This is a genomic window from Ensifer canadensis, from assembly GCF_017488845.2.
Lineage (GTDB): Bacteria > Pseudomonadota > Alphaproteobacteria > Rhizobiales > Rhizobiaceae > Ensifer > Ensifer canadensis.
In genome coordinates, this window is sequence record NZ_CP083373.1 from 683061 (window position 1) to 704201 (window position 21141).

The following is a 21141-nucleotide window of genomic DNA, read 5'->3' on the forward strand; positions in this document are numbered from 1 at the left end:
AGAGGGAAAACCATGAAAACCAATGCACTTTCTGACGTCCACATGCAGATCATGTGGAACCGGCTAATCTCCGTAGTTGAGGAGCAAGCGCTTACGCTGATCCGCACCGCGTTCAGCACCAGCGTGCGTGAGTCGGGCGACCTGTCTGCCGGCGTGTTCAACCGCGGCGGAAAGATGATAGCTCAGGCCGTGACCGGTACACCCGGCCACGTCAACGCTATGGCGGAAGCCGTCGGCCACTTCATCCGCGACATCGGCCCTGAAAACATCTTCGAGGGTGACGTCTATATCACCAACGACCCGTGGAAGGGCACGGGCCACCTGCACGACTTCACTGTCGTCTCGCCGAGTTTCCGGAAAGGGGATCTGGTTGGCTACTTCGCCTGCACCGCGCACGTAGTCGATGTTGGCGGTCGCGGTTTCGGGCCGGATGCCAACGAGGTCTACGAAGAAGGCATCTTCGTCCCGATCATGAAGTTTGCCGAACGCGGCGTTGTCAACAAGGACCTCGTCAACATCTTGCGCAACAATGTGCGCGAGAGTCATCAGGTGGTCGGCGATGTCTATTCGCTCGCAGCTTGCAACGAGATCGGCCATCGCCGGCTCATGGACATGATGGACGAATTCGGTCTTACGGATCTCGAAACCTTGGCCGACTTCATCTTCAAGCGCAGCTACGATGCGACAATCGAACGGATTGCGGCCCTGCCGAAGGGTTCCTATTCCAACGTAATGCGGGTCGACGGCTATGGCTCGCCGATCGACATCGCCGTGCGCCTCGATGTGGCGAACGATCATATCCTTGCGGATTTCGAAGGGACCTCGCCGCCCAGTCCGAAGGGTATCAATTGCCCGATCATCTACTCCGCAGCCTATGCCTGTTACGGTCTCAAATGCTCGATCGCGCCGGAGATCCCGAACAATCACGCCTCCCTGCTACCGTTCCGCGTCACGGCTCCGCAAAACTGCATTCTCAATGCGCAACATCCCGCACCGGTCTCGGTGCGCCACGTCCTCGGGCATCTCGTTCCGGACGCCGTACTTGGCGCCGTGCACAAGATGCTTCCTGGTCGCGTACCGGCGGAAGGGGCGGGTGCCTTGTGGAACCTGCACGTCAGCGTGCGGCCGTTGCAGGGTGAAAGGGCGCCGGCTGATGGCGGCCAGCGCGCAGAAGTCCTGCTCTTCAACAGTGGCGGCGCCGGTGCACGTTCCACGCTTGACGGTTTGAATGCCACGGCATTTCCAAGCGGCGTGCACTCGATGTCGATCGAGGCGACAGAGCACGTCGGTCCGGTCATCTTCTGGCGTAAGGAACTGCGCGACGGTTCGGGCGGCGCCGGCCAGTTCCGAGGCGGCCTGGGGCAGGTCGTGGAAATCTCGCCGACCGAAGGTCACGAGATGCATTTCAACGCCATGTTCGACCGCGTCGAACACCCCGCGCGCGGCCGCAATGGCGGCGAGAACGGCGCTCCTGGCGCAGTGTTGCTCGACGACGGAACGCGCTTGGCCTCGAAGGGTCGGCAACATGTTCCCGCTGGTCGCCGGTTAATTCTCCAGCTTCCTGGCGGCGGCGGCTATGGCCTGGCAGACACGCGCGATCCAACAGCCGCTAAGCGGGACAGCGATTTCGACTACGTCCCTACCAGATAATCCTCCCGGGGGCCGGGCGGGGCGGAAGCTTCGTCCGGCTCTAAATGTCAATCAGTCCAAGGAAGCCGGAGATGAACTTCGAGAACAAGCGCGCAGCGGGCATAAAGTCATCGCCCAGCATGGCGATCGCAATGGCTGCGAAGAAATTGATTGCCGAGGGCCGCGATATCATCGACCTGTCGCTTGGCGAGCCGGATTTCGAGCCGCCGGCACACGTTGCTGAGGCGGCCTGCGAAGCCATTCGTCAGGGGCGGGTGCGCTATGGCGTGCCGGCGGGTATGGAGAGCCTGCGACAGGCGATCGTGAGCAAGTTCAAAACGGAAAATCAGCTGAACTATGCCGCTGACGAGGTGATGGTCGCCAATGGCGCCAAGCAAATCCTGTTTGACGTATTCCTCGCCACGCTTGAGCTTGGCGATGAGGTCATAATCCCGACGCCTTGCTGGGTGTCCTACGGCGACATCGTCTCGCTGCACGGAGGCGACCCAGTCTATGTGAGTTGCGGGCCCGAGGTCGGTTTCAAGATCGACCCTGAGCGGCTGGAAGCATCGATCACGTCCAAGACCCGATGGTTGCTGCTGAACTCGCCATCTAACCCTACCGGCGCTATCTATTCGGCGCAGGAGTACCGAGGACTTGCCGAAGTGCTCGCCCGCCATCCGCAGGTGTTGGTGCTTTCGGACGAAATCTACGAGCACATCCTGCTTAGGGAGGCACCCTTTATATCTTTCGCGTCGGCCTGCCCAGAACTGCGTGAACGAACGCTGATCGTCAACGGTGTGTCCAAGGCATATGCGATGACCGGCTGGCGCGTTGGCTATGCTGCCGGCCCAAAAGCGCTCATCGCGTCGCTTAATAAGATGCAGTCGCAGAGCGTAACGTCCGTCTCGACCGTAGCGCAGGCGGCAGCCCTCGCGGCACTAACCGGCGATCAGGCTTTCGTTGCCAAAGCTGCTCGAACCTTCGCGGACAGGGCGAAAATCATGTCGCAAAGGCTTGCAGGGATCGAGGGCATCGATTTCACTCCGCCGGAGGGCGCGTTTTACGCGTTCATCGGCGTGGGGAAGCTGTTCGGGCGGAAGCTAAGCGGAGAGGTGGTCGTAGACGACACAACGTTTGCCGCTCACCTACTCCAGCAGTTCGGCCTATCGAGTGTGCCAGGTGCGGCTTTTGGCGCGCCGGGTTTCATTCGTCTGTCAATCGCCGCCTCCGAGCGCGAGCTGGAACGGGCCTGCGAACGCCTGGCCAGCATGGTGCGATCGCTGAAAGCCTGAAGAGGCGCACACCCAATCCAATCAAATCAAATCAACTAGGAGCATCGCTATTCGGTGCTTCCTTCAAAGGAGGGCTACACCCATGAGAACTGAAGAATTGAAAAAGGTGCTTGGCGCCGGTCTACTTTCCTTCCCCGTCACGCATTTCGATGCGGAGGGAAAGTTCAATGCCAAGAGCTACGGTGTGCACGTCAACTGGCTCTCAGGCTACGATGCAGCTACGCTATTTGCTGCCGGCGGTACAGGCGAGTTCTTTTCGCTCGCGCCAGAGGAAATTCCGCAAATCGTGCGCGTTGCCAAGGAAGCCGCCGGCAAGACGCCGATTGTTTCAGGCTGCGGCTATGGCACGAATATAGCCGTCTCCATTGCAAGGTCTGTTGAAAAGGCCGGGGCCGACGGAATTCTTCTCCTTCCGCACTACCTTATCGACGCTCCGCAAGAGGGACTCTACCAACATATCAAGGCCGTTTGCCAATCCACCGGTATGGGCGTGATGGTCTACAATCGCGACAATTCAGTGCTCCAGGCCGATACGCTCGCGCGGCTTTGCGACGAATGCCCCAACCTCGTCGGCTTTAAGGATGGTACCGGGGACATCGCTCTTGTGCGCCAGATTACGGCGAAGATGGGTGACCGATTGACCTACCTTGGCGGTATGCCGACCGCCGAGCTCTTCGCAGAAGCCTATCTCGGAGCTGGGTTCACAACCTACTCGTCCGCCGTGTTCAACTTCGTGCCCGGTCTGGCAATGGAGTTCTATAAGGCGTTGCGCGCCGGCGAACGCGCGAAGTGCGAAAAGATCCTTCTCGACTTCTTCTACCCCTTCATGGCGATCCGCAACCGCGCCAAAGGCTATGCAGTTTCGGCGGTAAAAGCGGGTGTACGCCTACAGGGCTTCGATGCTGGTCCTGTCCGCTCACCGCTTCACGACCTGACGGGGGAGGAAATGTCCATGATGGAAACCTTGATTGGTCAGCACAGGCGTTAATGGGTAAAACGGTCGCCCTTGTCCCGCGTGATGAGGGCGAACCTATTCATTTTCTCGCAGGAGGTCCCATGACATTGCACCAGAACCTGATTGCCGGCGAATGGGTTGGCGGTAATGGCGTTGCCAATATCAATCCGTCCGACACCAACGACGTGATCGGGGAATATGCCCGCGCCTCGGCCGAGGATGCGAAGGCGGCGATCGCCGCGGCCAAGGCCGCCCTTCCGGCCTGGTCACGCTCCGGCATCCTCGAGCGTCATGCGATCCTTCGAAAGACCGCCGACGAGATCCTGGCGCGCAAGGACGAGCTCGGGCGGCTGTTGTCGCGCGAGGAGGGCAAGACGCTGGCAGAAGGCATCGGCGAGACCGTGCGCGCCGGCCAGATCTTCGACTTCTTTGCCGGCGAGGCGCTGCGGTTGGCTGGCGAAATCATCCCCTCGGTGCGCCCTGATATCGGCGTCGAGATCACCCGCGAGCCGGTCGGCGTCGTCGGCATCATCACGCCATGGAATTTCCCGATCGCCATTCCCGCCTGGAAGATCGCGCCGGCGCTCTGCTACGGCAACACCGTCGTCTTCAAGCCTGCCGACCTCGTGCCGGGCTCGGCATGGTCGATTGTCGACATTCTCCATCGTGCCGGCCTGCCGAAGGGCGTGTTGAACTTGGTGATGGGCAAGGGTTCGGTCGTCGGCCAGACGATGCTCGACAGCCCCGACATTCACGCGATCACCTTTACCGGCTCGACCGGCACCGGCAAACGCGTGGCACTGGCCTCGGTCGAGCACAATCGCAAATACCAGCTGGAAATGGGCGGCAAGAACCCGTTCGTGGTGCTCGACGACGCCGATCTTAGCGTTGCCGTCGAAGCCGCCGTCAATTCCGCCTTTTTCTCCACCGGCCAGCGTTGCACCGCCTCGTCGCGGGTGATCGTGACCGAAGGCATTCACGACCGGTTCGTGGCGGCAATGGGCGAGCGCATGAAGGGGCTCACCATCGACGATGCGCTGAAGGCCGGCACCCATATCGGCCCGGTGGTCGACCAGAGCCAGCTCAACCAGGACACCGACTACATCGCCATCGGCAAACGGGAAGGCGCCAAACTCGCCTTCGGCGGCGAGCTTTTGAAGCGCGACACGCCCGGCTTCTACCTGCAGCCGGCGCTGTTTACCGAGGCAACCAACCAGATGCGCATCTCGCGCGAAGAAATCTTCGGACCAGTCGCTTCGGTAATCCGGGTGAAGGATTATGACGAGGCGCTTGCCGTTGCCAATGACACGCCGTTCGGGCTGTCGTCGGGCATTGCCACCACCAGCCTGAAACATGCGACGCATTTCAAGCGCAATGCCGAGGCCGGCATGGTGATGGTCAACCTGCCGACCGCCGGCGTCGATTTCCACGTGCCCTTCGGTGGCCGCAAAGGCTCCTCCCATGGCTCGCGCGAGCAAGGTCGCTATGCCGCCGAATTCTACACAACCGTCAAGACGGCATACACATCGGCGTAGGTGCTGTCAGAGATGCGAGGGGCGCGCGCGTGGGAACGCTGTTACATGCTCGATGCTCTTGAACAACGCCAGCGCGATGAGGGCGTTGCTTTTTAGATCAGTGTGGGAATGTCCCTATTCGTTAGAATGGCGTAGCGTCAACACCGCCTCCACTTCGATCTGTGCGCCCTTTGGCAGGGCGGACACTTCGAAGCATGCGCGAGCGGGAAACGGTGCCTTGAAGAAGGTAGCGTACTCCGCGTTGAGTGCGCCGAATTTCGACATGTCAGTAATCAGCACAGTCGTTTTCACTGTCCGGGCAAGGTTGGTTCCGGCTTCCGTTGCGATGGCGGAGATGTTCTTTAGGCACTGGCGCAGTTGTAGCACCGGGTCTTTCGAAACGATCTCACCCGTGGCCGGATCGATCGGCAATTGGCCAGAAACAAACAGAAGTTGTCCCGTGCTTATCGCCTGTGAAAAGGGGCCAACTGCGGCGGGGGCGTTGGTGGTGGATATGGCTGAAAGCAAATTGGTCTCCATTACCGGTTTGTATCGTTTCAGAGTGCGCCAAGGATAATCCCACAAGACGTGAAGCGACTTTGGGTTGAGATTTGCAAGGAAGGGGCCAGGCGCCAAATGCGAACATGTCTCTGCTGAGTTCTTTAGTCTTCGGCCTCGGCAGCGGCGTTGCCACCCAAGGCCGAGGCCAGCTAGCCTTCAACAGCATCCATCTCGATTTCGATGGTGAGGGAACGGATACATGACCATCGACTACAACGAGACTACCAATCCTGCGCTCACCGGATTCAAGGGGCGTTGTCCGCGTTGTCAACGGGGACACCTGTTTAACGGGCTCCTGTCATTGGCGTCGTCTTGTGAGGTCAGTGGTCTGGACTATGCGTTCGCTGACCCTGCGGACGGCCCGCATTTTTCGCCATGAGTATCGTCGCCGTTCCTGCGCTTGCTTTCGCTCTGTGGCTCCAACTGACATTCGAGCCCTCGCTCTGGGTACATCTTTCAACTCTACCTTTAACCACGGCAGCATGTGTCGTGCTGTTGAGGCCTTTGAAAGGCTGGCTGGTATGCTCCCAATACTTTCATAAAGCCGAAGAAGGCCACATCGATCGGAACTGGCGAAGTTGAATGGAAGACCTCGCGTCGGCGCGGAGGCAGTCTTGTTCGCCGTCGGGATCACGGTCCGTTCGAACGACAGGTCCTTTGCTGCTAAACCAGACACACCAGATCTGTTCCACCCAGCCGTCCCCGCATGATCTTTTGCGAGCGAGACAAAGAGAAGGACATCCTCGCGTCTGGGTGTATGCAGAACTCGATGGGATTGCAGGGCAAACGGGTCCCGGCCATGATGACGCGGGACCCTGGCCTTTAAGCGATGTCTACGACGAGCTTTCCGTCAACCTGGCCGGCTTCAATCAACTCGTGGGCCGCCATCACATTCTCAAGTGTGAAGGACCGATCGTCGAGACGCGGCATCAACTGACCCCTTTCTGCAAGGCGCGTTGCTTCCCGCATGATGTCCCCGTGATGCTCACGACCTTCGCCAGTGAGTAGCGGAAGCAGTGTGAACACGCCGGAGTATGTCGCCGCCTTGAATGAAAGCGGGGCGAGGGCGTGCGAGCCCCAGCCGAGGCAGCTAACCACATGCCCAAAGCGGGCGACTGCCTTGAACGCAGTGTCCAGACCAGCGCCGCCAATCGTGTCGTAGACGACGTCGAATCCTTGCCCTTGTGTGTATTTGGCGACGTATTCTTCAACGGTTTCCGTGGCGTAGTCGATCGGCGTCGCATTGAGGCTCTTGATGTAGTCAGCCTTCCGGGCTCCATCGACTGCATAGACGTCCGCACCAAGAGATTTGCCAATCTGAACTGCTACGTGTCCGACCCCGCCACCGCCACCGAGGACGAGCACCTTCTGGCCAGCCCGGACGCCCACACGGTCCACGAGGCCTTCCCACGCCGTGATGAAGATGAGCGGTAGCGCAGCCGCTTCACGCATGGAAAGGTGAGATGGCTTAATGGCCAGCAGCCGTGCATCGACGGCCGCAAGTTCTGCCAGCGAACCTTGCACGCCGGCTACGCCGCCTGTCATGCCATAGACTTCATCTCCGCGGCGAAACCCCGTCACGCCTGCACCGACTTCTTCAACAATCCCGGCAAGGTCGATACCTAGGATTGCGGGAAGCGGATGACGGGCGTGAGCGGCTGCACCTGCGCGGATTTTCGTGTCCAATGGGTTTACGCCACTCACCTTTACGCGGACGAGCACCTGACCTTCGCCCGCAACCGGTCGTGCAATCTGCGCGACACGGAATTCGGTACCGTGATTTTCAAGAACTAATGCTTTCATCGTGCCCATAGGATTGATCCCTTTCACTTGATGTCAGCACTTTGCTCTGGAAGCTTCCGAATGGACATCATATAGCTTGCATGTTGATCATGCATTTTTGAATGGGTCGTAAGTCATGATGGAATGGAGCGACATTCGTCTTTTCCTTGCGATCGCGAGGGAAGGAACGCTGGGTGCGGCCGCGAGAAAGTTGGGCCTGACGCAGCCGACTATGGGAAGACGACTAAAGACTCTTGAGGCCGCGGTCGGCCACTCGCTGTTCCAACGCACACCGGACGGGTTTGTCCTGACAGATGAGGGTGCCGTCGTAATGGGGCACGCCGAGCGGATGGAGGAGGAGGCGATCGCACTCCAGCGCCAACTTGCGGGTACCGAGAACACGTTGTCCGGCACCTTGCGGATATCCTGCTCTGACTGGTTCGGCGTCCATGTTCTCGCCCCCATCCTTGCCGACTTCAGACGTGTGCATCCCAATGTAATCATCGAGATTCTCACTGACTCCAGGCTTTTGAACCTGGCGCGTCGCGAAGCCGATCTGGTTTTCCGGATACGGTCCTTCACGGAGCCGGAAGTCATTTCACGCAAGCTACTGCATATTCCCTATGGCCTGTATGTCGCCAAAGGATCGGACGACCCTTCGCCCGGCACAGGAGCGGGATTCAGCGTGATCATTATGGATGAGGCACTTGGAAGCATGCCCGATGTGGCTTGGCTTAAGGGCCGGTTCCCGAATGCGAAAGTTTCGATTCGAAGCAACAATCGCGATGTTCAGGCACGGTTATGCGCAGATGGTGCAGGTATGGCCGTTCTTCCGAGGCCGCTGGGGGACTCGATGGAGGGGTTGAAGCGTGTCGACGTGTCGGAGGCTCCCCCTGGAAGGGATACCTGGCTAGGGTATCATCAGGATCTACGACGCCTTCCACGGCTTCGAGCGGTTATTCAGTTTGTTGGTGAGCAAGCGCAAATAATACAGCGCCTATATCGCTAATGCCGCCTCTGCGCGCAGCGGGCGTATTTGAACGCTTGTCAGACCGCGGCCTACCCGCATCCAAGGCGTCCAAGGCTAGATCTGACTGGCCTCGTCCAGCAGGTCGACTCTCGTAGTCCGGGCGGAAGAAATTGCGCGTCGCAGGTCATGCTGCGCGCCTCTCCGGCGACAGACTTTGAAGCCAGTGTTCATGACGAGCCCGCGAATGCCCGCTCGTGGCTTATGAGGACTGCTGCGAAAACAGGATGCGATGGACGTCGGACATCTGCGCGCGGTGGATTCGAGATCGCTTCTAAAAAACAATTCGGCGGACGGCCCGTGATCCGAGCTTCTGATCTGGGCAGCAGCGAAAACAGGCCCGATGGCCGCCGGAAACGAGGCAATTCAAGCGTCCGTTGTTGGACCGGCGACACCTTGTAGTCTGGAGCAACACATTGGAGATTGGACACATGGCGCTCAGGCGGATGGACAACGTAGGAATCGTCGTCGAAGATCTGGGAGGGTCGATTGATTTCTTTCGCGAACTCGGCCTCGAGCTCGAAGGGCGGACCACGATCGAAGGTGAATGGGCCGGACGTGTCACTGGACTGGGCGATCAGCATGTCGAGATTGCCATGATGCGTACGCCAGACGGCCATAGTCGGCTAGAGCTCTCCCGCTTCCTCTCCCCGCCTGTGATTGCAGATCACCGGAACGCTCCGGTTAACGCCCTAGGCTACCTGCGCGTCATGTTCGCGGTGGACGACATTGACGAGACGCTTGAAAGGCTCCGCACCCGCGGCGCGCAGCTCGTAGGCGAAGTAGTCCAGTATAGAGACGCTTACCGCCTCTGCTACGTCCGTGGGCCTGAAGGACTTCTCATCGGGCTCGCCCAAATGTCTGCGAGTGCGTCCGAGGCGGGCCTGTTCGGGCCGGCTCGCCCACTAACGTCACCGTCAACTGCCTCGCGCCCAGCGCTCCCGCCGGCTCAAGGGTTGGAGATCGGGGCAACAGGCCGTTCAAACCTATCGGCAACGCCGTTGCTCGCGAGACTGTCGCGGATCTGCTGTCGAACCCAGTAATTTGCGGCGTCGCTGTCGGCGTGTTTTGCCCAAACCATGTTCACGGGCGGGAAGGTCAATGATACTGGCAACGGGCTGACCTCCAATCCCAATAGCGGCCCGTATCGTTCTGCAATCCGCGCAGGCACTGTGGCTATGACGGGGCTGAGCTGCGCCGCGGACAGAACGGACATGTAGCCTGGTGCCGCTGCAACAACGTTGAGATCCACCCCCGCAATCTCCAGCGCATCTTTGATGCACCCATGCAAGGTTTCATTCTGGGATATAGTCGAATGTTCAGCGGACAGATATTCGTCAAGTCCAACGGGATTAGACAGTGCGATAAGGTCTGGATTGAAGCAACAAGCCACTCCCGTCTCGTAAAGCTTCTCAAACGATCGGCGGCTTGTCAGGGTATAGGTGCAGCCAACGGCAAGATCTATCGACCCGTCCTCAAGGGAAGGCTCCATCGCCTCGTACGGGAAGACGCGCGCGAGTATCTTGATGCCGGGAGCGAGCCGTCGCAAACGCGCCGTCAAATCCGGAATAAGCAAGAGTTCGATTTCCGGAGACATTGCAACGCGAAAAATTCGTTCCTCTGTAGCCGGATCGAACTCCTCGCCGCCTGTCAGCGCCAATTGGGCTTGCCGCAACGCCTTGCGCACGGGCACGGCGAGGCTCCGGGCTCGCGCGGTAGGTTGCATAACCTGTCCGACGCGTATGAATAACTCGTCCTGTAACAGCACGCGCAATGTCGAAAGCGAATGGCTCATCGCTGGCTGTTGGATTTTCAAGCGTCGCGCGGCTTTCGTAACATTTCCTTCAGCCATCAACGCATCGAAAGCGACGAGGAGATTGAGATCGAAGGAGCGAAGATTGAAATGATCGATAGTTGTCATGACCTGCATCGATTTGCGTGCTGATGCCCCGGAACATATTTGCTCTCCAGGTCAGTTCAAGGCCTGAGTTCTGGAAACCTGACAGCATCTGGAGTTTTTTAATGCACACACGCCGTTCGCTTCTCATCAACACAGCTGGATTTGCGGTCGCCGCCGGGACCGTGTCAGCGTTTCCGGCTGGCGTCTTTGCCAAGGCGCCCATCGTCGGCACGCAAGCCGCTGGCTTTTATAGGATAAGGCTCGGCGACTACGAGATTACCGCCCTCTCCGACGGCACGGTGAAGCTGCCGATGTCCAAAATCTACAGAAACATGGATGAAAAGGAGATCGGCACTTACCTGACTGACCGGTTTCAATCGAGCTCTAGCGAAACGTCTGTCAATGCCTTCCTTGTCAACACGGGCGGGCGCCTGGTTCTCATCGATACCGGCACGGGCGACCTGATGGGCCCGGCGTTGGGCAAGCTTGCGACCAATATCCGTGCAGCGGGTTACAACGTCTCCGACATCGACGACGTCATTCTGACCCACATCCACGCCGACCACTCAGGCGGGCTCGTTGCCAACGGCAGCCGCGTGTATGAAAACGCCGTTCTACATGTCAACCAGCGAGAGGCCAAGTTTTGGCTAAACGCAGATGCCAAGGCTAAAACAGACAAGGTGCTCGGCCCGCAGATCGCTCAGGCTGAGAAATGTGTCGGCCCCTATGTCGACGCCGGCAAATTTGAAACCTTCGATGACAATGGTACGCCTGTTGCGGGTTTTGGAACAATCCTGCTGGCCGGTCATACACCTGGTCACAGCGGTATCGTCGTGGAGAGCAATAGCGAAAAGATCGTGTTCTGGGGTGATATCGCCCATGGCGATGTTCTCCAGTATGATCATCCGGAAGTGACTGTCGAATTCGACGTGGATCAGAGCGCAGCAGCATCGACCCGGGCAGCCGCGTTCGCCGAAGCCGCTGATCAGCGGTATTTGGTCGCCGGTGCCCATCATGCGTTTCCTGGGATCGGCCACGTTCGTCGGGATGAGAGCAATTATGACTGGGTGCCGCTGGTCTATCGTGCCCAGTACTAACGCCGTCAGACCCTGCCAGGTGGGCACGGCTTTATCGAAAAACAGACCGCCATTCACAACGAAAGTTGTGGATGGTGTTTCGTTGGCTGCAGAGCCCAGTCCCACAGTGGTCTGTTTGGGCTTTTGTCGGCATCATTCGGTTCGAAGTCTAATTGTGACGGGTGGATCGTTGGAGAAATGGGCAATGGTTCGAGAGCAACGTTCTACCGCCTACCCCGGAGTTCCCGCAGGATAGTTATCGGCACATGACCTGCCTTGTGATCCCTGAGGGGGTGAATTTCTTTCCCGGCTCATGAAACCAAATACTTCATGTCAGCATTGAGAATGTCATGGGCGGACTAGTGAAACGAGGGGCATTCCAAGAATGCTCGCTCGTCAAGCACGAGGGCGTAGCTTCATGCCCTCTAAAAAGGGGTTCAAGTTGGAAATCGCAGATGCAACAAAATCGGAAGCACTCCCCCCCATCCGCAACCGCGTTGAAGATGGGCTCCACGTTGCGTCGCCTCTCCCTCTCTTAGACGAAATCACCCCGGATCGGACCTCGCCCCTTGGTCTCGAACAATATATCGCCGGCCGCATTCTGGTGAGCGGGGACAGTCCAGCATGGACCGATATGTTCGTGCAGGTCTACTCCCGCCACATTAAGCAAGAACCGTTTCTTGTACCGGCTGTCGCCGAACCGCTCATCGTTTGGGTCATGTCGGGGGAAGCCATCGTCGAAGAACGAGAGCTGGATGGAGAATGGGTCTCCAATATCGTAACAGTCGGTGACTTCTTCCTCACCCGCTCTCCGACACCCTATGAAATGCGTTGGCGCGCGACCGGCCCGGCCCCTTTTCAGGTGATGCACCTTTATCTGTCAGTTCCTCTCTTCGAACGCGTGGCAAAAGAGGTGCTTAGCGGCGATGCGCCTCCCGCGCTGCGTGATGTATCGGGCGGCAAAGACGAGCAGCTTTCGCATCTTCTGGCGTTGATTCATCAGGAACTTACCGCTGAAGGCAAAGGTAGTCAGTTGTTCGTCCAGGGGCTCGCTCAGAGCCTGGCCGTCCACCTCATCCGTAACTATGCGTCGAGTGAGACTGAGATCGGCCGGCAGACAGCACTTCCAGGCTTCAAGCTTCGACGGGCTATTGCCTACCTCGAAGGCCACCTGGCCGACCCGTTCAATCTCGCTCAGCTCGCCGGAACAGTCGGCATGAGCGAATTCCATTTCAGCCGTCTGTTCAAAAAGGCAACAGGCCTTTCGCCCTCCCGATACTTCATCCGCCAGCGCGTTGCTAAGGCACAGCAGCTCCTGCAGGAAACGGACACGAGCATTATCGAGATCGGCATGTCCGTCGGCTACTCGAGCCCCAGCCACTTTGCTCAGGTCTTCCGGCGCGAGACGGGTCTGCCGCCGAGCCACTACCGCCGGGGTTAGTTTCTTCGCCTGTTGCGATTTGAGCAAAATCGCAACAGGTCGAGCAAGGCCCCGAGAGAAGGGCAAGCATGAAACACTTAGGTTCCTCCTTGTCGAAACGAAACGCCCACCGAGGTGGTGGGCTTCAAGACAAGGAATGAAGACAATGACCAACCTCAACGGAAAGATCGCACTGGTAACCGGCGCATCGAGCGGCATTGGCGCCGCTACCGCGGTAAAGCTAGCTGAAGCTGGCGCAAAGGTCGGCCTCGCGGCTCGCCGCACCGAAAAGCTCGAAGATCTCAAGAGCCGGATTGAAGCCAAGGGCGGTGAAGCTCTTGTGATCGAGATGGATGTGGTCGATGCGGCGTCGATCGAAATGGGCGTCAAGAAGCTTGTCGATACCTACGGCTCGATCGACATCCTGGTCAACAATGCCGGCCTGATGCCGCTCTCCGACATCGACCAGTTCAAGGTCAACGAGTGGCACCGGATGGTGGACGTGAATGTGAAGGGCCTGCTCAACACGACGGCCGCCGTTCTGCCCCAGATGATCAAGCAGCATTCCGGCCATATCTTCAACATGTCGTCGATTGCTGGTCGCAAAGTGTTCAAGGGTCTGTCTGTCTACTGCGCCACAAAACATGCGGTAACTGCCTTCTCGGACGGGATGCGCATGGAAGTCGGACAGAAGCACGGTATCCGCGTCACCTGCATCCAGCCAGGCGCTGTCGCAACCGAGCTCTATGACCACATCACCGACCCGGGCTACCGCAAGCAGATGGATGAGCTTGCCGGTCAGATGACCTTCCTCCAGGGCGAGGATATCGGCGACACCATCGTGTTTGCCGCTCAGGCCCCGGCTCACGTGGATGTCGCCGAGCTGTTCGTCCTGCCCGTTGAACAGGGTTGGTGAAAGCCGGCCTTAATAGGGACCCCGCCTATGCGCGGGGGCTCCCTTCGAGGGAGAAAACAATGAAGGAAATACCTGCATCTCAAGCCTATCGTCTTCTCGAGCCAGGACCCATTGTCTTGGTCACGACAAGCCAAAATGGAAAGCCAAACGTGATGACGATGGGCTTTCACATGATGATCCAACACGCCCCGCCGCTGATCGGATGCGTCATCGGTCCCTGGGACCACAGTTATCAGACCCTTCGGAACACTGGCGAATGCGTGATTGCTGTTCCGGGTCTCGATCTCGGTGAGACGGTCGTTGACGTCGGAAACTGCTCCGGCGACCGGATGGACAAGTTCCAGAGGTTTGGCCTCAAGACACGGCCGGCCAAGGACGTTTCCGCCCCGCTCATCAACGATTGTCTGGCAAACATCGAGTGTCGGATCGTTGATACCACCCTCACTGATCCCTACAACCTCTTCGTCCTTGAGGCGACGAGGGTCTGGATCAACGAAGACCGCAAAGAGCGTCGGATGATGCATCACCGGGGTGACGGCACCTTTACTGTCGACGGCGGCACGCTCGATCTCAAGGACCGCATGGTGAAATGGCGCCATCTCCCGTGACGGGCGCCGTTCGCAACAAACCTCATCATTTCAAAACCAGAAGGAGACCGTCATGTCCGCATATCTCGTGGTCGATCTCGACATCCACAACCCACAGGCGATCGAAGACTATCGATCCAAGGCATTGCCGCTTGTCGCAAAGACAGGTGGGCGCCTTATCTCTCTCGACGCCGAGCCGCTTGAGCTCGAAGGCTGGCAGGCGACCAATATGCTGATCATCGAGTTTCCCGACAAGGAAGCGATCCGCCAGCTGTTTTCATCGCCTGAATACGCACCGCTTGCGACGCAACGCCAAGCCGCTGCGCGCTCTCGCATCATTGCCCTCGCCGGGGTCTAAAAAGCGTAAAATCCCGACAGGTCCTGCGAGGGTCAGCGAGAGTTAAACTCGAGGATCAATCACAATGGCCCGGATCGGAATGAACTGAAAGGAGACCCGAAATGGCCGAACTGACCAACATGGCCCACTTCACTGCAAAGCCGGGCCGCTCGACAGATCTGGGTAAGGAGCTGCTTCAACTCGTTACCCCTTCCAGACGTGAACCGGGCTGCCTCCGCTATGAGATCCACCAATCCAACGACGTCTCAGAAGTTTGGATGGTGCTCGAAGAGTGGCGGTACGCATCCGACTTCGATCTGCACATGGGGACGGGTTACGTCCAGGCCTTTATGGCGAAGCTACCGGATCTGTGCGCCGAAGACGTGGAAATTTGCGGCTATCAGCAACGGCAGGTCTGAGACAAGAAAGGAGTACATCAAATGAGCACGCAAAACGCAAAAGTCTGGCTCGTGACCGGTTGCTCTACGGGCTTCGGTCGCTACATCGCGGAGCATCTCCTGGAAGCCGTTGTCCGCGACGATCGCTGCTTATGCAGTCACTGTGCTCTTGTTGCGGCGTTCCATACTGACGGAAAAAATTGCCCGCAGCGGACAGCACAATTCCCGCGAATACGGTGTGATCCCTCCGAGTCCACGCGCGCCCGCGACATCATGGTCAACACCGTCGACACTTTACCAGCAACCATGCATGCATTTCGCCTTAACGGACGAAGCGCACCTGACCTATCCGGTCGTGGATGGCGATGGCGCGCTCATCGGCGTCGTGTCCCGGTCCGACGCGCTGCGGTGGCAGCGGGAGCCTGACGTCGGCGTCGAACTGTTGAAAGACAAGGGTGTGTCATCATCCGTGACGCGGACGAGACGCTGGCCGACCTTGTAGCGGCCCACCGCGAAGTTGACGCGGTTCTACCGACCGATGGAAGCGGCGGTCGAGAGGTCGTCCATACCTGGGGCAACACCTTCTCGCTGGTGTCACTCGTCTCGGCCGGTCTTGGTATCGGCTTTGCCCCGGAATGGACGCTTGATCTTCCCAACGGCAATTTCGAACTGAGAAAGGTGAGGGGGGCGACTTCAGGATCGGGCTTGGGTCGCCTGGTCCAATAATGAACCGACTGCCGCCAGAGACGACATTATCGATATAGCACGAGCTCTGGACAGAGCGGGAAGTGATAGGCGAGGTGGCGAAAACCTCGTTGTCTGGGGTCCCTCAATCAAACGGATCGGCTTGACCGGGCTTCCCGGATCCCCGCCGTTGCAATGCTGATCCTCCGAGACGAGGCTTTTATCCGGTCAAATCGCGCGCGAACGGGCCCTGGCTTACGCTGCTGCCGCCGCTCGATCCGCTCATTTCCGGCCTGGGCTGTCAGCGATGGCCCGTCGTTCTACTCCGTTCAAAAGAAGAGATTCGTTAGTCGGCGCCCCGCACGACGCTGCCCTACCGCAGATCGCTTCGAAGTTCGGAAAAGCGATCATCGCAAGGCCTGCTGGACATCAGTTACTCGCCAGAAAGGGCGTTTGATCTCGACGATTTGCCGACGTGGATCGCCAGCCTTCACTCTATCGCGGATGAGCGCAACGAAGTCCGCCTTAACAGCCGGATCAGACAAGAAATAACTATGGCCAATCAACCCGCCGCCCGAAAACTCGATGAAATCGACCAAACCGCCCATCTGCGACCCCGCCCACCTGGTCGCCGCCTCGCTCCTGTCCTTGGGCACCCTATCAACAGCGAGCTGCCCCAGCCGCAAGGCGCTGCCAAAGAGTAGTGTTGATGCCCCCAACGCTTTGTCACCGGGAGACGAATAGACCGTAAGATGCAGAGGGCCCTGAGGCGGGATCTCGCTTGGCCTTGATATGCTGCCGAAGGCAAGGTCTGGATCCGATACCCACGCGAACATCTTGGAGGAAGCCACGTCGAGATCGATATCGGGAGCGAAAAATACCACATTCGCGATTTTGAAACGCTGCCATATTGAGGATCGGCCAACATAAGCCTCAATGCCGAGTTGCTGGATCACGCTGGCGAGGACATCGGTTCCGCGGCTATGGGCCATGAGGTGAAGTCGCTCGACACCCTGTGTTTCTGCGATGATCCGGATGGCTTTCTTGAGGTCCGCGACTGAAAATTCGCTCGACTCGCGGTCGATATTGTAACCGAAAAATAAGCCGCCGGAGCCTCCCGCGGGCCACGTCAGGACAACGCAAACAAACTGGTTCTGCAGCGACCTGCAAATCTCGCCAGTCGCGAGCGCGGCGTCGTCGAAACTGTTACCGTATCCGTGAATAAAGACCACGACTTCTTTACGATCGGCTGTTGCGAGACGACGAGCGACTTCAGCCTGTAGGGATGCGGCGGCTTGGTGGTGGGCCGCTAGTGCCGCCGGAGGGCGGCGTAGCCCGTTTGCGGTCGCCTCGACGCCGTAGGGTGTCGCCGGAAACCGTCCGGTCTCGGAAAACGCGCTGGCACGTAACCGCTTTTTGCTGCTGAGAGAGCTACGTGTCGGGGTGATCGACACCGAGCCAAAGCTCAAGAAACTGGCCCTTTCGGCACCATAAGCCAGTGCACTTTCCGAAGCGGCTACACGTGCGCGATCGGTAACGTAGAGGAGGTCGAAGGTTTCGGAACTTGCGTGAATGGTCTGAGGGCTTTGCAAGGTGGGAGACACAGTTTTGGGCAGCGTTGCAAGCTCCACGCGCTGCGTTGCACAACCAGCGAGGCAGAAAAGGAAGACGAACACTGCCATGGCCCGCCAAAAAATCAACCCGAGCTGTTCGGAAGAGCTGGTCAACTTGCGGCCAAGCCCACGTTCAGCAACGCGATAGCAGTTTGCCAAATGTTTTCCCCTTCGATTCATTTTACGGTGTCTGCGTAAATCCGCTCCGGCGCGCTTAGGTGATCGTAGCTTCGTGAACTGCGGCGACCAGGTCGGCACGGCGACACATGCCTCACACAGCCGCCTCGATTTCTACCGGCTTACTGGCCAGCGTCATGTTTGCCGCCGCAGCCTCCGCTTCACCAATACCGGCGGCACCAGAGCGAACGGTGACAGCGTTCGAGGCAAGGTCGAGGCCGGCTTCGCGCAATGCAGGAAGAAGGCGTTTCATCGCCTCACGCTGGAGTATGCTTGGGTTGCCGGGCCGCGCGGTGAACTTGAGGCGGACGACGAGAGAGTTTTCGGTCACGTCCTGGATACCCTGCATCTTCAAGGGCACGAGGAACTCGCCGCCGGTTTCCGGGTCTTCGAGCATGGCCAGTCCGACCTTCTTGATGGTCTTGCGGATCTTTTCGGGATCGGCGTCGCGCTCGAATTTGAGTTCGAACTTCACCGTACTCCAGTCGCGGCTGTAGTTGGTCACCGCTTGAAGCTGGCCATAGGGGACGGTGTGCACTTGACCGTTCTGGTGGCGGAGCCTCAGGGAACGGAGCGAGATCCGCTCGACCGTGCCCTTGAGCTTGCCGCTTTCGACATATTCGCCGACGCGGAAGGCGTCGTCGGCGATGAAGAAAATGCCGGAGACGACATCCTTTACCAGCGTTTGTGAACCGAAGGAAAGGGCTAGACCGAGCACGCCGAAGCCTGCGAGCAGTGGCGCGATATTTATGCCGAGGGCGGAGAGAATGACGAGGCTGGTGACGGCCAAGATGCCACCGAAAATGAGGTTGCGGATGAGCGGCAGGATGGTCGCGATCCGGCTTCGCTGGTGGGCATCCGTGTCGTCCTCCTGGTCGCCGGGTATCGCGACGCGGACGGAAGGTGAGAAAGCCTCGAAACTCTTCCACAGGAAGCTGCAGATTACCCAGGCAGCCACGATCGCAAGACTGATGCGCTCGAGGACGGCGATCCAGCCGACGGCGCCAGAGGTCTCGTGCCCGTCCATTACCGGCCGCCACAGGCCGATGATGGCATGCAGGCCGATCAGCCAGATAGCGCCGGCAAGCGCCGTCTGCACGCTGCCCGAGATCGCCGCATGAAGCGGCGAGGAGGTCAGCGTGCGGCGGCGCGCGGCGGCGGCTCCGGCTAACGAATGGATCCCGAAGGCCAGGATCGGTAGGGCGAGCAGGATGATCTGTGTGGCGCCGCCGGCAAAGCTCCAGGCGGCGCTGTGGGGACTGCCGGCGACGATGGCGGTCATTAGCCACAGTACCATTGCGCTCAGCGCATAGAATTCCGGCACACCGAAGGCGATGGCGCGGCGCAAATGTCCGGGATTCGAGCCGGCAAACAGCGTGCGGATATCGCGGGCGCCGGTGATGAACCAGTAGAGCTTCACGAATGTCAGCGCCGTGACGCCGATCAGCAAGCAGCCGTCGATGGCGACCGGGTCTAGTGCGCGCTGGTGGGCAAAGCGCACGCTGGCGCTGACGACGGCGACCATCGCGCCATAAGCTGACAGCATGTTGGCGTGAAAGCGGGGATGGGCGATATCGAGCAGACGGATTGCAGGGCGTGTCGGCGCGAAGAGGAAATGGGCGCCCGCAATGTAGGCCGCCGATATCAGCGCGATGGTGACGACAGCGTGAGCCAATTCAGCCGAAGCGGTCCCCCGCCCTAGGAAGACCCTGATGACGCCGTGTGCGACGGTTGCAAGGAGCGCGAGATAGGCGATATCGAAGCAGAGTCTGATCATCGAGGCCCGCACACGGTGCAGCCCGTCGACAACCTCAACCGATGCACCGAAAAGCCGGTTCATGAGGAGGCGGCTGGCCAGTGCTGCGGCGAGGCCAGCCGTGATGGCGCAGAGGGCAGTTGTGGCAACAGAAATCACCGACCATCCCTCGGCATGGATCCCCGCCACGACGTCTGCCATCGCCCCAGCGATACCGTAGATGCCGGCAAAACCGATTTGCAGCCCATTGAGAAGGTGGCCGGAAACGCTGTCGAAGGATTCCACTGAATCCGCGGCTTGAAAAGCTGGCAGCGTCCTGGCCGCTATCTCATTTTCGTCGGTGTCGGCGGAAGGTGCAATGTGGGGCGTTGTCTCGCTCGTTCCAGTGCTTGGTATTGTCGCATTGCCGGAGCCTGCATTTTCATTTGACTCGTCGCGCCATTCGACCGTCACCGACCCGCCGACTTTTAAGGCGGCGCCCAGCGTTTGTTCGATCTCGATGGCACTCTGATCAGGTGTGAGAATGACGGTGATCGAGGACGGTGGCATCTGGGCCAGCGTTAAATGGGCACTGCCAAGGGCGAAGAGGAGCGCGAGGCTTGCCAGCAACCAACAGCGGCTGAGCGGGCTATCTGACATGAAAATCTAACCCTCGAAAGCCAACTGAACGGACGCAGTTTCGGAAGAGGCGCCGCGCGCTTTTTCCGAATTGTCTCGAGCCGCGCTGCGCCAGTCTGACGTAAGCTGACACAACGTGTTAAAATTCCAATTGTCTGTTGGTATAGGGCGACGCGGCGTGCGTGGCGTCGAGTTTGAGGTCTGGCATTGTCGCGCCGGCAACAAAGGCTCATGCCAGCTGCCGAAACCATTGATGCTGCCCAATCCCGGCTGGTCGAGCAACAACGTGCAATGTTTGATTACGCCCGGCCGCAGGGGCGGGCACGTATGCATAACACCACCAACCTACGTATAGCTCCTCCTTTCGGAGCGCCGGGCATACGATCGCACCCGAGATTAATCGAATATGAAGCAGAAGGAGATATTCATGCGAAAGTTGGCGACTGGCTTGATGTTTGCGGCGCTGATTACACCTGCAGCAGCCTCGGACCAGCCCTATAATGCCAAGGTCTCAGTGGTGTTCGACCAAGCGCTTCCCAACGTGCCAGGAAAGAGCATGCGCTGTGTTCTGGTCGAATATGGCCCTGGTGGTCACAACCCTTCACACACGCATCCCAGGAGCGCCTTTATCTATGCCACGGTAATCGAAGGCAGCATCAAGAGCCAGATCAACGACGGCGAAATCAAGGTATACAAGACTGGCGAAAACTGGGTCGAAGTTCCCGGCGACCATCACCGCGTAAGCGCGAATGCCAGCGATAGCGAGCCAGCAAAGATCCTGGCTGTCTTCGTTCTTGATACTGCCGAAACGGAGCTCGTAACACCGGCAAAGTAGGCCGCTAACGGCCGGGGCCGAGGTGCGGCTCCTCTAGACCGGCGATATAACTCCATGTAAG

The 21141-nt window shown here is 58.9% G+C and carries 18 protein-coding genes and 4 pseudogenes; 17 read left to right on the forward strand and 5 right to left on the reverse strand.

Translation table 11 applies throughout. From position 1 onward, the window contains the following. Positions 1 to 12 precede the first annotated feature (12 nt). The 4 genes from J3R84_RS32985 to J3R84_RS33000 all read left to right on the forward strand — a co-directional run bounded on the left by J3R84_RS32985 (position 13) and on the right by J3R84_RS33000 (position 5414). On the forward strand, positions 13 to 1650 hold the full coding sequence (locus tag J3R84_RS32985) for a hydantoinase B/oxoprolinase family protein (RefSeq protein ID WP_057213692.1): 1638 nt from the start codon (positions 13 to 15) through the stop codon (positions 1648 to 1650). Between the two features lie 71 nt (positions 1651 to 1721). After that, on the forward strand, positions 1722 to 2924 hold the full coding sequence (locus J3R84_RS32990) for a pyridoxal phosphate-dependent aminotransferase (protein WP_057213695.1): 1203 nt from the start codon (positions 1722 to 1724) through the stop codon (positions 2922 to 2924). 82 nt (positions 2925 to 3006) lie between these two features. Beyond that, positions 3007 to 3912, forward strand: a complete 906-nt coding sequence (kdgD, locus tag J3R84_RS32995) for a 5-dehydro-4-deoxyglucarate dehydratase (protein ID WP_057213698.1) — start codon at positions 3007 to 3009, stop codon at positions 3910 to 3912. 68 nt (positions 3913 to 3980) lie between these two features. Next, positions 3981 to 5414: an aldehyde dehydrogenase family protein gene (locus tag J3R84_RS33000; RefSeq protein WP_203528383.1), complete on the forward strand. Its 1434-nt coding sequence runs from the start codon at positions 3981 to 3983 to the stop codon at positions 5412 to 5414. A 114-nt stretch (positions 5415 to 5528) separates the two neighbouring features. On the opposite strand, the gene J3R84_RS33005 is transcribed toward J3R84_RS33000, so the two are convergent. Beyond that, positions 5529 to 5933: a Rid family detoxifying hydrolase gene (locus J3R84_RS33005; RefSeq protein WP_255569861.1), complete on the reverse strand. Its 405-nt coding sequence runs from the start codon at positions 5931 to 5933 to the stop codon at positions 5529 to 5531. Between the two features lie 220 nt (positions 5934 to 6153). Here J3R84_RS33005 and J3R84_RS33010 point away from each other — a divergent pair. Further along, positions 6154 to 6536, forward strand: a pseudogene (locus J3R84_RS33010) (DUF983 domain-containing protein). A 240-nt stretch (positions 6537 to 6776) separates the two neighbouring features. Here J3R84_RS33010 and J3R84_RS33015 read toward each other — a convergent pair. After that, entirely contained in the window at positions 6777 to 7766 is a 990-nt protein-coding gene (locus J3R84_RS33015; RefSeq protein ID WP_200951726.1) for a zinc-dependent alcohol dehydrogenase family protein, read from the reverse strand. Between the two features lie 109 nt (positions 7767 to 7875). On the opposite strand from J3R84_RS33015, the gene J3R84_RS33020 reads away from it, so the two are divergent. Beyond that, the gene (locus tag J3R84_RS33020) at positions 7876 to 8745 is read left to right on the forward strand and encodes a LysR family transcriptional regulator (RefSeq protein WP_057216382.1); all 870 of its coding nucleotides are present in this window, start codon (positions 7876 to 7878) and stop codon (positions 8743 to 8745) included. A 449-nt stretch (positions 8746 to 9194) separates the two neighbouring features. Next, positions 9195 to 9620: pseudogene (locus J3R84_RS33025) on the forward strand (VOC family protein); the annotation flags it as partial. 92 nt (positions 9621 to 9712) lie between these two features. Here J3R84_RS33025 and J3R84_RS33030 read toward each other — a convergent pair. Continuing rightward, a complete protein-coding gene (locus J3R84_RS33030) occupies positions 9713 to 10684 on the reverse strand; it encodes a LysR family transcriptional regulator (RefSeq protein WP_057216378.1) in 972 nt (323 codons plus the stop codon). Positions 10685 to 10785: 101 nt separating this feature from the next. On the opposite strand from J3R84_RS33030, the gene J3R84_RS33035 reads away from it, so the two are divergent. The 9 genes and pseudogenes from J3R84_RS33035 to J3R84_RS33075 form a co-directional block, all read left to right on the forward strand. Then, on the forward strand, positions 10786 to 11760 hold the full coding sequence (locus J3R84_RS33035) for an MBL fold metallo-hydrolase (protein WP_203528387.1): 975 nt from the start codon (positions 10786 to 10788) through the stop codon (positions 11758 to 11760). Positions 11761 to 12283: 523 nt separating this feature from the next. Beyond that, on the forward strand, positions 12284 to 13180 hold the full coding sequence (locus J3R84_RS33040; protein WP_373688533.1) for a helix-turn-helix domain-containing protein: 897 nt from the start codon (positions 12284 to 12286) through the stop codon (positions 13178 to 13180). 145 nt (positions 13181 to 13325) lie between these two features. Further along, positions 13326 to 14075, forward strand: coding sequence for an SDR family oxidoreductase (locus tag J3R84_RS33045; RefSeq protein ID WP_203528391.1), 750 nt, complete (start codon positions 13326 to 13328; stop codon positions 14073 to 14075). 59 nt (positions 14076 to 14134) lie between these two features. Further along, positions 14135 to 14683: a flavin reductase family protein gene (locus J3R84_RS33050; RefSeq protein ID WP_203528393.1), complete on the forward strand. Its 549-nt coding sequence runs from the start codon at positions 14135 to 14137 to the stop codon at positions 14681 to 14683. Positions 14684 to 14735: 52 nt separating this feature from the next. Further along, positions 14736 to 15020 (forward strand): DUF1330 domain-containing protein, encoded by a 285-nt coding sequence (locus tag J3R84_RS33055; protein WP_203528395.1) that lies wholly within the window; start codon positions 14736 to 14738, stop codon positions 15018 to 15020. A gap of 101 nt (positions 15021 to 15121) precedes the next feature. Continuing rightward, entirely contained in the window at positions 15122 to 15418 is a 297-nt protein-coding gene (locus J3R84_RS33060; protein ID WP_203528397.1) for a putative quinol monooxygenase, read from the forward strand. Between the two features lie 21 nt (positions 15419 to 15439). Next, a pseudogene (locus J3R84_RS33065) lies at positions 15440 to 15523 on the forward strand (short-chain dehydrogenase/reductase); the annotation flags it as partial. Positions 15524 to 15707: 184 nt separating this feature from the next. Next, complete coding sequence (locus J3R84_RS39190) at positions 15708 to 15899, forward strand: CBS domain-containing protein (RefSeq protein WP_203528401.1); 192 nt, start codon at positions 15708 to 15710, stop codon at positions 15897 to 15899. Positions 15900 to 15976: 77 nt separating this feature from the next. Beyond that, a pseudogene (locus tag J3R84_RS33075) lies at positions 15977 to 16184 on the forward strand (hypothetical protein); the annotation flags it as partial. A 304-nt stretch (positions 16185 to 16488) separates the two neighbouring features. Here the strand turns inward: J3R84_RS33075 and J3R84_RS33080 are convergent. Both J3R84_RS33080 and J3R84_RS33085 read right to left on the reverse strand, forming a co-directional pair. After that, positions 16489 to 17853, reverse strand: a complete 1365-nt coding sequence (locus tag J3R84_RS33080) for an alpha/beta hydrolase (protein WP_373688530.1) — start codon at positions 17851 to 17853, stop codon at positions 16489 to 16491. A 112-nt stretch (positions 17854 to 17965) separates the two neighbouring features. Further along, the gene (locus J3R84_RS33085; protein ID WP_203528403.1) at positions 17966 to 20266 is read right to left on the reverse strand and encodes a mechanosensitive ion channel family protein; all 2301 of its coding nucleotides are present in this window, start codon (positions 20264 to 20266) and stop codon (positions 17966 to 17968) included. Between the two features lie 406 nt (positions 20267 to 20672). Here J3R84_RS33085 and J3R84_RS33090 point away from each other — a divergent pair, with 406 nt between their 5' ends. Next, complete coding sequence (locus J3R84_RS33090) at positions 20673 to 21080, forward strand: cupin domain-containing protein (protein WP_203528405.1); 408 nt, start codon at positions 20673 to 20675, stop codon at positions 21078 to 21080. Positions 21081 to 21141 lie beyond the last annotated feature (61 nt).